The organism is Streptococcus orisratti DSM 15617 (assembly GCF_000380105.1).
Lineage (GTDB): Bacteria > Bacillota > Bacilli > Lactobacillales > Streptococcaceae > Streptococcus > Streptococcus orisratti.
On the sequence record NZ_KB904448.1, the window covers coordinates 114,852 to 130,095 of the forward strand.

Annotated in this window: 15 protein-coding genes; 2 read left to right on the plus strand and 13 right to left on the minus strand. The window is 36.0% G+C overall.

The features are described 5' to 3' along the window. Nucleotides 1-7: 7 nt before the first annotated feature. From A3I7_RS0100650 to A3I7_RS0100660, 3 genes are all read right to left on the minus strand, one after another. Complete coding sequence (locus A3I7_RS0100650) at nt 8-718, minus strand: ABC transporter ATP-binding protein (RefSeq protein WP_018374855.1); 711 nt, start codon at nt 716-718, stop codon at nt 8-10. Further along, the gene (locus tag A3I7_RS0100655; protein WP_018374856.1) at nt 718-1,956 is read right to left on the minus strand and encodes an efflux RND transporter periplasmic adaptor subunit; all 1,239 of its coding nucleotides are present in this window, start codon (nt 1,954-1,956) and stop codon (nt 718-720) included. Before A3I7_RS0100655 ends, A3I7_RS0100650 begins: the two co-directional genes overlap by 1 nt. Before the next feature lie 300 nt (nt 1,957-2,256). Beyond that, nucleotides 2,257-3,282, minus strand: a complete 1,026-nt coding sequence (locus A3I7_RS0100660; RefSeq protein ID WP_018374857.1) for a YeiH family protein — start codon at nt 3,280-3,282, stop codon at nt 2,257-2,259. Nucleotides 3,283-3,380: 98 nt separating this feature from the next. On the opposite strand from A3I7_RS0100660, the gene A3I7_RS0100665 reads away from it, so the two are divergent. After that, nucleotides 3,381-4,250 carry a LysR family transcriptional regulator gene (locus A3I7_RS0100665; RefSeq protein ID WP_018374858.1) on the plus strand — a complete coding sequence of 290 codons (870 nt, stop codon included), beginning with the start codon at nt 3,381-3,383 and terminating at the stop codon, nt 4,248-4,250. A gap of 390 nt (nt 4,251-4,640) precedes the next feature. Here A3I7_RS0100665 and pynA read toward each other — a convergent pair whose 3' ends face one another. After that, nucleotides 4,641-5,345, minus strand: coding sequence for a pyrimidine 5'-nucleotidase PynA (gene pynA / locus A3I7_RS0100670; RefSeq protein ID WP_018374859.1), 705 nt, complete (start codon nt 5,343-5,345; stop codon nt 4,641-4,643). Between the two features lie 228 nt (nt 5,346-5,573). Here pynA and A3I7_RS0100675 point away from each other — a divergent pair, with 228 nt between their 5' ends. Continuing rightward, nucleotides 5,574-5,777, plus strand: a complete 204-nt coding sequence (locus tag A3I7_RS0100675; RefSeq protein WP_018374860.1) for a cold-shock protein — start codon at nt 5,574-5,576, stop codon at nt 5,775-5,777. 399 nt (nt 5,778-6,176) lie between these two features. Here the strand turns inward: A3I7_RS0100675 and A3I7_RS0100680 are convergent, their stop codons facing one another. From A3I7_RS0100680 to A3I7_RS12260, 9 genes are all read right to left on the minus strand, one after another. Continuing rightward, nucleotides 6,177-6,665, minus strand: coding sequence for a YkgJ family cysteine cluster protein (locus tag A3I7_RS0100680; protein ID WP_018374861.1), 489 nt, complete (start codon nt 6,663-6,665; stop codon nt 6,177-6,179). A gap of 231 nt (nt 6,666-6,896) precedes the next feature. Continuing rightward, nucleotides 6,897-7,787 (minus strand): UTP--glucose-1-phosphate uridylyltransferase GalU, encoded by an 891-nt coding sequence (galU, locus tag A3I7_RS0100685; protein ID WP_018374862.1) that lies wholly within the window; start codon nt 7,785-7,787, stop codon nt 6,897-6,899. Nucleotides 7,788-7,847: 60 nt separating this feature from the next. Further along, nucleotides 7,848-8,936, minus strand: coding sequence for a glycoside hydrolase family protein (locus A3I7_RS0100690; protein WP_018374863.1), 1,089 nt, complete (start codon nt 8,934-8,936; stop codon nt 7,848-7,850). Between the two features lie 39 nt (nt 8,937-8,975). Then, nucleotides 8,976-9,998 (minus strand): acyltransferase family protein, encoded by a 1,023-nt coding sequence (locus A3I7_RS0100695; RefSeq protein WP_018374864.1) that lies wholly within the window; start codon nt 9,996-9,998, stop codon nt 8,976-8,978. A 14-nt stretch (nt 9,999-10,012) separates the two neighbouring features. Next, complete coding sequence (locus tag A3I7_RS0100700) at nt 10,013-11,005, minus strand: Stealth CR1 domain-containing protein (RefSeq protein WP_018374865.1); 993 nt, start codon at nt 11,003-11,005, stop codon at nt 10,013-10,015. Between the two features lies 1 nt (nt 11,006). Continuing rightward, on the minus strand, nt 11,007-12,053 hold the full coding sequence (locus A3I7_RS0100705; protein ID WP_018374866.1) for a glycosyltransferase: 1,047 nt from the start codon (nt 12,051-12,053) through the stop codon (nt 11,007-11,009). Between the two features lie 38 nt (nt 12,054-12,091). Next, entirely contained in the window at nt 12,092-13,033 is a 942-nt protein-coding gene (locus A3I7_RS0100710; RefSeq protein ID WP_018374867.1) for a beta-1,6-N-acetylglucosaminyltransferase, read from the minus strand. Between the two features lie 3 nt (nt 13,034-13,036). Continuing rightward, nucleotides 13,037-14,029, minus strand: coding sequence for a glycosyltransferase family 2 protein (locus A3I7_RS0100715; protein WP_018374868.1), 993 nt, complete (start codon nt 14,027-14,029; stop codon nt 13,037-13,039). Nucleotides 14,030-14,056: 27 nt separating this feature from the next. Next, on the minus strand, nt 14,057-15,238 hold the full coding sequence (locus A3I7_RS12260) for a hypothetical protein (protein WP_018374869.1): 1,182 nt from the start codon (nt 15,236-15,238) through the stop codon (nt 14,057-14,059). Between the last annotated feature and the right edge of the window lie 6 nt (nt 15,239-15,244).

A 15,244-nucleotide genomic window follows, 5' to 3' on the forward strand; every position in this document is an offset into this window, starting at 1 on the left:
CTCCTCCCTAATCAATTCTGACACTTTCTGTTGTATCTGCCGTAATCACTCCATCACGAATGACAATTTTCCGTGTCGCAAAGTCTGCAATCTCAGGCTCATGAGTAACCATAATAATGGTTTTCCCCTCCCTATTTAGCGCAGTCAACAAGTCCATTATCTGTTCACCGGTCTTAGTATCAAGAGCGCCCGTTGGCTCGTCCGCCAATATAATGGACGGATTATTAACCAAAGCACGCGCAATTGCCACACGCTGTTTTTGACCACCAGATAATTCTGAAGGAAGATGGTTCATACGCTCACCGAGCTCAACTTTTTTGAGAAATTGCTCAGCTAGCTGACGACGCTTGAGAACACTCACTCCAGCATAGATTAGGGGAATTTCCACATTTTGCCAAGCTGATAATTTTGCAAGAAGAAAGAATTGTTGAAAAACGAAACCAATTTCCTCATTTCTCACTTTAGCAAGTTTTTTATCACTTAGTTCCTCAACCTGAGTACCGTTGAGGGCGTAATCACCTGAAGTTGGTCGGTCAAGCAAGCCGATAATATTCATCAGCGTTGATTTACCAGAACCAGACGGCCCCATAATTGCTAAAAATTCACCTTCATAGACTGTTAGATCAATTCCTTTTAAAACCTGAAGTTCTTGATCACCATTGCGGTAGCTCTTGACAATATCGTTTAATTGAATTAAAACTTTTTGATCATCTGTCACTACTTACTCACCTCAGATTCTTTGGTGCTAGTCTTTTTACTTGAATCTGCTGTCTGGACATCTTCAATTTTAGTACCATCTTTCAAATCGTTATCAGGATTTGAAATAACTATTTGACCAACTTCAAGTCCTGTTAAAACTTCTTGTTTTTCTGCATCAGCATTTCCTAAAGTCACCTCAGTCTTTTTAACCTTACCAGTACTGTCATCATAAACCCAGACATAATGCTTATCTTTCTTCGAAACGACTGCTGATAGAGGAACGAGTTTAAATTTATTTTCATTAACAACTTCAACAGAAACAGTAAATCCTTGCTTGAGATTGCCAAGTTCGCTAGTGATATCTACCTTGTAGTCATAAGATGAGGACGTGCTTGTAGTAGCACCAGTCGCTGAACTCAGAGAATCCGAATTTTGATTTGGATAATTTGAAATGTATGAAATTGTTCCAGTCCATTCTTGATCAGGGTAAACTTTTGACTTAATCTTAACTGCTTGACCTGTATGGATATTTGCCAAATCATACTCTGTCAAAGTTCCTTGAATTTGCAACTGTCCTTCTGTTGCTACATGAACAAGAGTTTGGCTATTTTTAGATGAGGGATCAATATCATTATTAACCTCAACAACAGTCCCTGAAACATCGCTAGTGATAATTGTCTGATTGATTGCATCTTGAGCTTTATCAACTTCTGCCTGTGCATCTGCATAAGCATCGTTCAAATCCTGAACTTGCTGATTATATTCCGCATTCTGCTGGGCAGTTGGTTGGGTAGTAACGGTCTGTGTCTCTCCAGTCTCTTCGTCAGTAGAGGTTGTTGTCTGCGGAAGATTTCCATAGGTTTTCAAATAATTCAACTGACGACCAACTTTGTTTAAATTACGAACAGCCGTATCATAAGCAGCCTGAACAGTAGTTTTGTCGTACTGAACAAGTTGTTGACCAGCTGTTACCTGATCACCCACTGCAACGGTTACTGTCGCATTTACTCCCTTGGTTGCATCAAAATAAACATATTGTTCATTCAAGGCTTTTACACTCCCAGATAGGAGAGTTGATGAGGCTATTGTACCTTCTGTAACATTTTCTGACTGGTATGGTACTTTAGTTGCTGACGCTTTAGACTGTTGTTGCTGAATCCACAGCAAACCTGCAACTGCCAAGATACAGACAGCACCAACACCACCAATAATTCCCTTTGTCTTTTTAGACATTTTTTTCTTTTCTCTTCTGGACATAATCTCCTCCAAAAACTTTGTATTAATTTTATAGAACAAGTATAAAATCTTTTTAGAAGTTTGTCAAGAATTTAATCATTCTGACAACTACTCCGATGACAGTTTCATTATACTGAAAATAAAGGCTTTGCGACCTTACAGTTTTGTAAGAAAAAAGAGGCTCTATGGCCTCATAAAACGAAAAGTCACTATCATGCACTCTTGGTGAAAATGACAAAATAGAGATAACCTCCTCGATCGACCGCGCTAGTAATAGAAAAATCAATTTTTAATCAGCCTAATGTCATTATAAAAGATACCCTACCAGGTTCCAAGAAGTGCTTGCATGAGCAAGCTGACTGCTGTAATTGCCAACCAACAAGCCGCACCAACACCGATTGCTTGGCCCCCTGTTTTTACCAATCTAATCAGATTAGTATTCAATCCAATAGCTGCCATTGCCATGACGATAAAAAATTTTGACAGGATCTTGAGCTGCTCAAAAACGGCAGTATTTAAGCCGACCGAACTGGCAAATGTTGTTATCACTGAGGCTAGCAAGAAATAGAGAACAAACATCGGAAAAGCTCTCTTAAAACTAAAAGTTTTCTCAGAAGCTCTGCCATTGCCCGAAACTTTATAGGCCTGATAGAAAGACAAACCTAATGTAATAGGGATGATAGCCAAAGTTCTGGTCAACTTGACAATGGTAGCCCCATCAAGGGTGTTACTGTGGTGAATTGCATCCCAAGCTGTCGCTGTCGCTGTTACTGATGAGGTATCATTGACCGCTGTTCCAGCAAAGATAGCAAAACCGTGATTAGATAGCCCAATCATATCTCCCAAAGTTGGGAAAATCAGCGCTGCTAAGATATTAAAGAGGAAGATGACCGAAATCGCCTTAGCTACCTCATCATCCTTGGCTTTAATGACTGGAGCTGTCGCCGCAATAGCAGATCCTCCACAGATTGAAGAGCCTACACCAACAAGTGTTGCTGTATTAACATCAATCTTGAAGACTTTTTGTAAACCATAGGCAACCAGAAGCGAGATGGTAATGGTACTAAGAATAATAGGCAAGGAAGATAGCCCCACCTTCATAACCTGAGCTAAATTAAGTCCAAACCCCAACAGTACAACTGCTGCTTGTAGAATGTATTTTGATGTGAAGCCGATTCCCGCTGCGGTCTGTTCACGTTTGGTATGAACTAATCCAACAAGCATACCAATAAAAATAGCGAAAACAGGCGCTCCAATCAATGGAAGCCATTGACCAAGAAACCAAGCTGGTACAGCAATAAGAACGCACAAGGAAACTCCAAGAATTTTTTTCTGAATAGATAACATGATAACTCCTCTCTTAACTATTATAACCATTTCTTATCATAATATAAAATTATGATTTTTTATGATACAATAACAAAAAAGAATAGTTAGGAGATTTTATGCTTGATTTTCGTGTTTTTACCTTTCTCAAAGTCTGTGAAACTCTGAATTTTACCCAGGCGGCTAAAGACTTGCATATCACTCAACCAGCAGTAACCAAACATATCCAAGCCCTTGAAAATGACTACCAGTTTAAACTATTTACCTTTAAGGGAAAACAATGCCGACTAACCAAACAAGGAAAAGAATTGCTAGATCTGCTTGTTACCATGAACAACGACCTCCAACATTTCAAAACGAAGCAAAAACAAGAAAATATTCCACTTAATTTTGGAGCCACCTTAACCATTGGAGAATTTGTCATGACAGATCTTTTGCTAAAAATATTATCTGAAAATGAAAACCTTCAAGTTAAAATGCTAGTTGATAACACCGAATCTCTTTTAAAATCCATTGATCAGGGACAAATTGATTTTGCCTTAATTGAAGGCTTCTTTTCTAAAGATAAATATGACTTTCTGCCTTACCGTAAAGAACCTTTCGTTGCTGTTGCCTCACCTACTTTTGATTTCAATGGCAAAGCTGTCACCTTAGAAAACTTACTTACCTTTCCACTAATCATTCGCGAAGAGGGGTCAGGTACTCGGGAATTACTCGAGTTAACATTAAAAGAGGCAAACTTAACTGTCCACGATTTTGCCAAAATCATCGAAATTGGTAACCTCAATACTATTAAAAGTCTGGTCAAGCACCAGTTAGGTCTCACCTTTGTTTATCAGAGTGTTGTTCAACAAGAACTGGACCGTGGCGAATTAGTACTTGTTCCCATCAAAGACCTGACGATAAGCCATGATTTCACTTTTATTTGGCGGAAAAATAGCCAGTTTAAAACACAGTATCAGGACATTTTCAACCTTTTTAGACCGTAAAAGCTAGGGCACAGGCCCTAGCTTCTTGTACTTTTATAGTGTTACTTCCAAAATACTGTGAGTTGGAACATGGTCAAGAAAATCTATCCTTCCCACTTGAAACTCTTTAAAAATCAACTACAGACATCGTTGACTTAGAATGAATGTTACGCTAAATGCTTGCTCACCGAAAATTGAAAGTAGCAAAGTTCTATTGATACGAACTAGGGTCACTTCATTTTCAACTTTCAACGAGACTAGGCAAAAGTCCAACACCTCTTCATAGAGTTAGTGTCAACAACTCAGTGCAGTGGTTGATTGTTATATTTGTTTGTGTTTTACACTCCAAATCTGATCTATACGGCTGTTGCGAACGAGTTCGCTCTATTTCCCACCCCCATTGAGGTTAGTTTAATTTGGATTTCCATTGTGTGCTAACAAATTTTTCAATTCTTGATAATTTTTGATGGTATAAGTGGGAATGGCAGAGCTATCATTGCTAATTTCCTTTGGATTGTACCAAGCAGTGTCAATTCCAGCGTTATTCCCACCTTGAATATCTGCTAAAAGGCTGTCACCCACCATCAAAGCTCTGCTATTGTCAAATCCAAGAGTATCCGAAGCAATCCAATCAAAGAAAGCTTTATCCGGCTTTTGCAATCCAGTTGCTCCGGAAATAAAGACACGTTCAAAGAATCCACCAATTTCCGAAACCGCTAAGCGCCCTTCTTGTATAGACTGGATACCATTAGTCGCACCTAAAACTCTATAACCATGTTCATCCAAATTCTCCAAAAGTTCCTTGGCACCATCAAAAGTTTGTCCTTGCTGACTTAAAAAGGTCTGATAACGTTGCGCAAAGGCCTTACCATCAACCTCTTGACCAAAATGAGCAAAGAGCCTAGAAAACCGTGTCTCAACCACTTCCTTTTTACTAATTTGCTTCAAAGATAAGGCATCCCATAAGGCTTTATTCATGGGAACATAATAGTCCTTGTAAGCCTGCACATCAGCGACTCGCGCTTCTTGCAAAAGTTCTGTCAAAGCCACATCCTCTGCTGCATCAAAATCAAGCAAGGTGTGATCAAGATCGAATAGTAGAAATTTGTAAGACAAAATAATTTTCCTTTTCTAAAAAATGTATTGATAATACAACACTCTAGCCACATTATACCATATTTCCAGATTAGAATGACTTATTTTACAATCGCCTTTTTAGTTGACTTATGATGTAAAAACTGTTATGATGGCTTAAGTAATAATGATTTAGAGTTAAAGTATCAGTTTCATCTTTTGTTTTCCTCTTAATAATTTTTACAAATAAATATTTAGAGGAATATACAGATGTCACAAGGTACAGTAAAATGGTTTAACGCAGAAAAAGGTTTTGGCTTTATTTCTCAGGAAAATGGTCCTGATGTCTTTGCACACTTTTCAGCTATCCAAAGCGATGGTTTTAAATCCTTAAACGAGGGTGAAAAAGTAGCATTTGATGTTGAACAAGGTCAACGTGGCCTTCAAGCAACAAACATTACAAAACTTGGTTAAATAGACCAAGCGAAAAGGAGCACATCGCTGATGGCTCCTTTTTATATTACCTACTCACATGACACTGTATCCTAATGCCTAGCTGTACTAGTATAGTCAATTAGTTTATCTTTGATTTCTTCAACGTAAGAGGAAACTCCGTCTCCTTATTTCCGAGTTCAAACACTCCACTGGATTGTTTGAACTCGCCTTGCCGTACTCCAGTACTGCCTACAGCCCGTTACCTTGTACTAAAAGCAAACTAAAAGACTATATCATACTCGCCAAAAATCACTCTGTTTTTGTCAGTTCTCCTTGATGAGTAAGATTTACCAATGAAAAATTCAGATAACTAACCAAGCAGAGGCTATTTTAAAAATGTTTCCTCTATTTGATTCCCACTTCTCCTTACTATTTGCCTCAAATTCTCTCTTTAAGCTTTTCCACAAAAAGATAAGCTGCTGGACAGGTCAAAGTATTCTTGATAGTCAAGTGATTGATTTGATAGATTTTCTTGCGATCTGTGTGAGGAAATTCTCGACACGCCTTTGGTCGTACGTCATAGATTGAACAAAGGTTATCATCCCCTAAAAAAGGACAAGGCATGGATTGAAAAACCTTATCACCATCTTCATCAACACATAAGTAAAGTTCTTCAAACACAGGTAATTTCATGCGGAAATGCTTGGCAATGCGGGTAATATCTGCCTCGGTAAACAGAGGACCTAAGCTTTTACAACAGTTGGCACATTGGGTGCAATCTATCTCCCTAAAAACTTCTCCATGAACTTGCTGGACAATCTGATCTAAATTTTTGGGAGCCTTTTTCTTCAGAGATGCCAAAAATTTACGGTGCTCTCCTTGCTTTTGTTGTGCCAAATCATGGTACTTTTCAATATCTATCGTCATAAATCATTCTTTCTAATTGACCACAATGGAAATTTTATACTAGCTTGTCATACATTCATTATAACATAGCTTCACATATCATCAAAAAAGCTGGATAATTCCAGCTTCTTCTATTTTTATAACCTCCCAGAGAGTAAATAGTTAATTCCTGGCTAGCAGCAAAGAAATCATCCTTTTCCAAACTACAACCTCTGAGATTACTGGCTGACTCTCAATCAGACCAATTTATTTTTACTTATCTAGTTTTTTACCAAGTTCAATGATATATTGTTTTAAATCATCTTTTACCTGAGGATGTTGAAGGGCATAATCAATGGAAGTCTTCATAAATCCAAATTTATCCCCAACATCATATCGGTTTCCTTTGAACTCCCTTGCAAAAACACGTTGTGTTTTGTTAAGTGTATCAATAGCATCTGTTAGTTGAATCTCATTACCTGCCCCTGGCTCTTGATTTTCCAAAATATCGAAAATTTCTGGAGTCAACAGATAACGACCGATAATAGCAAGATCACTTGGAGCGTCTTCTGGTGCTGGCTTTTCCACAAAAGTCTCAACGCTATACAGCCCATCAACTCCTTCACCTTGAGGAGCAATGACACCATAAGCAGACACTTCATCATGAGGCACTGGCATTACTGCAATTGTAGAAGCAAATGTCTGCTCATAATCGTTCATTAGTTGTTTGGTCAATGGCAGAGCTTTCTCATCTGTGATATCCATAAGATCATCACCAAGCATAACCACAAAAGGTTCATTACCAACAAAAGCCTTCGCCTGTAAGACAGCATCTCCCAGACCACGCGGATGAGACTGACGAATAAAGTGCAAACGAATACCTGTTGTCTCATCCACAAGTTTCAAGAGATCCGTTTTCCCTTTTTCCTTCAAGTTATATTCCAACTCAAAGTTTGAATCAAAATGATCTTCGATAGAACGTTTTGACTTCCCAGTCACAACAAGAATGTCTTCGATACCAGACTTCAAAGCCTCTTCAACAATAAATTGAATTGTCGGCTTATCAACAATCGGTAACATTTCCTTCGCCAAAGCCTTGGTCGCTGGTAAAAAACGCGTTCCTAAACCTGCTGCTGGAATAACAGCTTTTCTAACTTTTTTCATAAATAATCCCTTAATATTTTAACTTTATTCAATTATATTCAATTTACAAAATTAAGTTTATTAACTTTTTTGATGTGCTTTTTTCCACCTTATCATATCATCTATTATAAATAATATTGATAATAGCGAAGTAATAACCCCACATGAATTTAAAACCATGATGATGGCATAAGGTTTCTTCACATAAAGTATGCCTGATCCATGTCTTAATATTGTCTCATTTTTATCTGTAACAACTACTGGTTTCGTAAAATTTTTAAAATCTTTAGTTGAAATCACATATTGATTTTTAAGAAAATTTGTAGTCCCCTCATATTTATCAAAATAGATATAATAAGTCTTGTTCAATTGTAAAATAAATTGGCCTTCCGTATAATCAATAGGATTTCCCAATGCAAAGCTTAGAAAATCCTCTTTGATTAACTTCCAACTCTTAAGGTCATTAGACTGATAATAATCAATTGTCTTTTGATATTCATCCTTGACTAATAAATGGTATACTCCATTTCTGTAAAATATACTAGGATCAATGTAGTTTTTACTAGACTTCAAATTTAGCTTCCAAGACTTCTTTGATATAAAATCATCCATGTCCATTTGGGATATGTAGAGACTGTGTTGAAAAATAATTTCATTATTTTTATCAATCGTTTGACCTCTATCATTAGCAACCGATAACAAATAAACGGATTGATTACTTTTATCTTCAAAAAATTCTGGTGCCCAGATTTGATGGACTTCTCTTCCTTCTGCTTCTGCTACTTTACGAATACCAAGATTAACATAGTGAGGTGTCAAATGATGGACATCATAGCCAGTATAAATTGTCGTTTCAAAACCTTGTGATAAGTTATAGTTTGTGACTGCACCATAAATTCTACCGGATTTATCTTGCCACAGAGACATATCTCTGCCAGGCATCTCTTTCGAAGTATAAGACACTAGCTTATCCAGATTATTAGGCTTATCTACTGTTGCCTTATAAAAAATGAATCCATTATTCTGAGTCCAATCACCATCAGGCATAAAACTGTAAAGAACTTCTGAACTTATCATAAAATGAGAAAATATAAATCCAAGCAAAAAAAGTATTACGGTTATTGCCAAAACTACTTTTGATTTATAAAAGCTCCCACCAAACAGTCTCAAAATAGTTCTCCTTCTAAAAAACACTAAGTAACACCAAACTTATTTTTTCAAATATTTTACTGGATAAAATACAAAATCACTATATGGAATTTTAGAGGTCAAATAGATAACTAAAGTACTTCCAAACCAACCCGCACATAAACCAATACAAATATGAAGGAAGACATTACCTATTCCCAGTTTTAGAAGAAAAATCCTGGTTACACTCACTATTGGTGCGTGTAACAAATAAATTATTATACTATCTTTCCCAAGTCTTCTAAAATACGAACCAAATTTGTTAGTTCGATTCATAATAGGATAGCTCGCAAAAGCTAAAAAGACGGAAATAGGAAATATCAACCCTAAGAGACCTGGTGTATCATACGATATATAAAAATCTGGTTTACTCAATTCCCAAAATAGCATAAAAATAGCAATAACCAGCACAGTTGAACTCACAATCAATTTCCAATGTTTTTCCAAAAACTTAGTCAATTCGGATTTTCTTAACCAGTAACCTAAAATAAAGAAAAACGACCACAATAATAGTTTCTGAACAATATATATCTTAACTGGCACTATCATTGATACTCCATAAGCTATGATAGTCACTGTTAGCAGATAATTATGATTTTTAATCCATAGTGTTAGAACACCTAAGGTAGCATAAATCCACCATAAGACATAAAGGTACCACGAAACTCCAAGCGGTGTATGAAAAATACCTAGCAATTCCGAAAAAGAAGCAGGATTTCTGACCGTACTTCCTCCAATACTCTGTAATATGAACTGCACAATTGAATAAAAAATGTAAGGAATTCCAAGTGCAATAGTTTTATACTTCATATACTTAAAATAGCATTTTAAATCCAAGATTGGTTTAAAGAAAAATCCTGATAATGCAAAAAAGACAGGGATGTGGAAGAGATAAAAAACTTGTACAATGAACAAAAGTGCTGTTTCGCTTGATTCAAAACGATTTGATTCAAACAACCCTAAAATGACATGGCCAAATACGACCATCAGAACCGTTAACCCCTTGCCAAAATCAATCCAATCAATACGTTCTGCGCTACTCAATAGTATAACTCCTTCTATTTTTCAAACTCTGATTTTTCTGGGAATTTTTCCTCAAAAGCCTGCCTTACTTTCGCAGAACTTTCTTCATAATCATAATTGTTATTTTCATCATTGATACAGATCACTTTATATTTATTCTTCAACATTGCTTCGACAATTTCATCTTCAGATTCTGCTGAAAAATAATGTCCAAAGTTAATCTTTTGTGGAACAAAACGACCACTCTCAATATTCCAATGCGACATTGCCCAGTGGTTAATATCCTCGATAGACCGAAAACGATGTTGACAAACTTTATCCAAATACTCCCCTTCCAACTCCCAAATCTCTTTAAAAGTTGATTTAAGATGAGGAACTGTTATATGAAAACTTTTATAACCCATGATTCCTGAATAAAGAAGTGCAGAAAGATTATTAACATTAAACATACCATAATCTAGACGGAAAAATTTTCTAACTGACTTCAGGACACGCTTTTTATGATTAGTGAAATGTCTATTGAGCACAATGGTATTATTTAATTCCGTATGACTAAAACTTTCCTTTGGAATAATCGGCTTGTAGATGCCAAAATCTTTAACTTGATCACCAACAAAAAAGTCTTCAGGGCTAGTCTGATTGACCAAATAGACATCATCACTAAATAGAACAAATCGTTGACTTAATTCTTCAATACGATGAAGATTCAACTCAATCACTGCTGAGTTATACGTTGGTAAATACTTTTCAGGAATAAATTCTTTGTGAGTGACCACTCGAAGCTTAGGATGATCGGTATTCAACCACTCTGGAACATGACCGTAGGTGATGAAGAAGATTTTATTCACCCAAGGGGCATTTTTCTCAATCCCACGAAACCAATAACGAAATAAATCAGACGGTCTATAGCGCTGAGTATTATCAGCTTCATCAAAAGTTCCATCTGATGAGTAGGCTTTCTTTTCAGCTAACCAAACGGGATCTGTTCCATCAACCCAAGTCACTACGACATCTATTGCACTTTCCATATTACTTTCCTAGCTGTTTCAACGCAGTAGAGATTGCTGTTTTCAAATAGTGACCAGCCTGCAATTGTTCTTTTATTTTTTTTGTATTATCAACCATTTGCTGATAGTCTTCTTCAGTGATATCATCCAATTTTTCCTTCAATTCGTGAAGGGAAGACACAGTAATACCCACTTGATGCTTTTCAACAAACTTAGCTTCAGCTGCTTCTGACCAAATAATAACTGGTAGAGAAGAAGATATATATAATGAAAGTTTATGGGGATTGTTATATCGAAGATAATCACCCGTTTCTCCTACACAACTTTCAACAGAGGGTCCATCCCAAACTAATCCAAAACCACTTGACAGCTCATTTGGAACATCATCTGGTGGAAATGCTCCACGATAATTGATGTTGCTAGGTTGTTCAGTTGGTTCGTAATATACACCTAACAAATCGAATGCGACATCCGCTACCTTACCGAGCTCATAAACATACGGTGACTTCTCTGTCGCCAAATTTCCAGCAATAATTACTTTTTTAGAAAATTCTGTAGGAATATCCGATGATTTATCACTGAGATAATCAAAAATCTCCAATGATACCAGTCTATTTTCAGGTACTCCTTGTTTTATAAACCACTGTCTCATATTATCATTATGAACGATAAGCTGATCAGCTATTTCAAGAGTTTCTTTAAATTCTGCTCGCGCCTTTGGAGTATCATAACGCAATAATTCTACATCATGAATAAGTGAAATAATTCGGATATCTTTCTCCTGTTTTAGCTTTGTCAAAACTTGAAAACGTCCCAAAGCTCTGATTTTAAAAGGGTTTTGCAAAATAAGAATTGAATCTCTCTCCACAGTGCTGTAAACTTTTTTCCAGTCCTTATAAAACTTAATTTGGCGCTTAACCTTCCCTAGAATCCCTTGATCTCGCGTGGCAACCAAAACAGGCACTCCCTCTGCACCTAACTCTTTGAGAATAACAACCGCATCATTGGTAGCTTTACTCCCAGCATGTTTTTCATTATTATAATCTTCAACAATTTGATAAATTTTCATTTTTTATACTTCTTTCAGTAATTCTATGTTCAAAAATACTAAGTATTTCCACTCGCTGTCCACTCCAAAATCTTAGCCTTTAGTTTTGGACTAGAGAGAACATTAAATTTTCTAGAAAATAAATATCCCAACATTCTTGCTTCATCTAGTGTATTACTATCTTCTACCTTATCCGTCCAAGTATAAGGATTACCATCCCACCAGTTGATATATCTAAGGTTTCCTTGAAAATCTTCTTTTCGATTATAAGACAAACTATCATCATATAGACGTCCAAGCAAGCCTTTTTGATGAAGTAAATGTGGAATAAAGACTTCATCTGGAATAAAACTATGCTGAAACGTTTGCTCAATTTGCTTTTCTGATGCCACTACTAGCTTGATAATATCTTGAGGAAAACTTCCCCATTGGGCTGCTTTTATTGGTGTCAGATTATCACGTTTCAAGCGATCGATTCTTAATAGCTTCTGTATGACCACTTCCGTTTTGCGATAGATTTTAAAGAATGCTTTTCCAAATACTCCAGGAAAAGTTCTAGGAGTTAATCGTCCAAATAAGTGATAATATTTTAAACGATCAATATTCTCTTTGTCCCCCTCGAGAGTCATCATGGTCAGGAAGACCTTATCTAGATGTTGTTCAAAAAAACTATGTATCGTCTCTTGAGATTGAAGTGGTAAATCTATACCAGATAATAAATGGTAGAAACAATAATCGCCATGCTGAGAGGCTGTTCTAAAAAGGCTCATCTCAGCTTCTATTTGAGAATATCCACCCCAATAAACAGCCACTCTAGGAACAAATATTAACTGAGATTTTTTAACCTTTTCTTGTAGTATTTGCTGATCAAGTTTGGAAAAGCTTGACTTTTTATCAATATGAAGAAAGATATCATTTTTTTCATGATCTAAAAGACTGATTAAGAAGCCCAATTGTTCATAAGAACCATGAGCCATTATCAAATAGGCGTGTTTCCTCATTTCTTATCCTCTTCTTTTTAACTGCAATAATTTATTCAAAGCCCCAGCTGTAAAACTATAATTTAAAGCAAAAGCAAGGACTAATGGTTTACGATTGAGAGGCATGGGGCCTTTTAAGAGGGTCAAACAATCTTTTCGGACGGCTTTGGCCAAATCATCTACCATAATCGCATTGTCTGCCTTAACCTGACGATAATTCTCAGAAAATGACAATTCTGTCAAAAGGGCAAAGTTGGCTCGTTTACGATTAAAAATAGCCCAATTCTGATAATCCGAATCTCCTGATTGATTCGCTTTGGCTACAACCATATCCCAGCCTTTCAAAACATCGAAATGACGATTACTAAATTTTGCTGAAAGTCCATCCAAATTGACAAAATAATTGTAGATTACTTTATCTGAAATCACAACTTTTGACGCGTTTAAAATATACATAAAGGTAGACGGTACATCTTCTGCATACAAACCTTTAGGTTGTTTAACTCCAATAACTACGTCTCGACGGTAAAGTTTATTCCAGACGTAATAATGAATTTCCTGACTACCAATTTTGAAGTAGCGTTTTGCATATTCTTTTTGAGTCAGAACATCCACTCGATTTTCACTTGATAATTCAGAAACCACAGTTTCCGTCCGTCTAATACCTCCAATACTAATATCTGCAGTGTTAGCAACTAATAAATGTAATAAGTACTCATAAGCATCCAGTTCCAACCAGTCATCAGAATCTAGAAAAGTAATGTAATCACCTGTAGCGGCGGCGATTCCTGTGTTTCTAGCCTCACTAAGACCTGCATTTTCCTGGTGTAACAGCTTAATACGATTATCCTTGGCTTGATAAGCCTCAGCGATAGTAATAGAACCATCCGGTGTACCATCATTAACCAAAATAATTTCTAGATTACTATGTGTCTGGTTAACTACAGAGTCCAAGCATCTCGCAAGATACTTTTCAACGTTATAAATTGGAATAATAACACTGATTAAAGGTGGCATAAATAGTTCCTTTCCAGTAAACCGTACTTACAATTGATTGATGCTTTCCTTTTTATAAATTTTCATAGACTTCACTGCAAAAGGGAGCGCTAACAAAACTAAGAAAAAGTTATAATGCAAGTTAAATGTAAGATCATCAATCATAGCGTGGGCCGCTAAAATGCTTAAAATTAATAGTAATAAGTACTGTCTCTGTTTATACAAAATAAACAGAGTGAGAGTTAGAAGTGTTACAAAAATGATCAAATACAGAAGACCATATTTTTGTAGTACCTGAATGTACATATTATCTACATATAGGTATGACATCGTACTTCTCTTACCATCTTCACTCAATCCATTTCCCACCCATTGGATATTTTTACCCAACCAGTCGAATCCATAGAACGCTAGGGATTTACTAGCTAGATAAATACGTCCACCTAGAAATCTATTCAAGGCACGCAAACCACTCCCTGCTGTAATATATTTCCCAGCGATAATATAGCTCACCACTGCACCATAGATATACGACGGAATAAGAATGGTTAAGAGATAACGTATTTTTATTAAGAACTTTGGAAAATATTTTAGTAAAAGTCCTAAAATCAAGAGAATTAAGCTTGATAGAGCTGTTAGACGTGAATTAGTCTGTAAGTATATCCATAGAACAGATAACGTTAACAAAAGTAAACTTTTATATGTAATAGCTTCTTGCTTACTGTATATATAAAGTCCTACAATATTCAACATTACCGTTGATGGGAAAAGTGAATAACGAAAACCTAAATAGTGTCGGGTACGAGTTGCTGAAATTTCAACATAATCTTGAACAATACCTAATTTACTACTAAGAATAACGAAAACAAATACGATAACAATAACAGGTAGTACGATCGCTACTAGCCTGTTAAAATCAAAATCTCTTAGTAGGAAGATAATAATCAATGAATAGATATAAGTCTGAAAAGATCCTATGGAAGCGTAAATTAACAAACTCATTATACCTAAAGTAAAGATTGCACCAAAAGTTCCTATTCCTTTTTTTACAGTCAGAATATTATGTAAAAAAATCAAAAAGATTGATAGCATTGAAACCAGATGGTAAAGAGCTCCTGGAATATATTTTGAAAAAAAGGTTGTCATTAGTAATGATACTATTATATACAGAGATACACCACAGTAAACCAACCAATCATTAAGTGATTTTCGATCAATTTTGATTTTCATACCTAC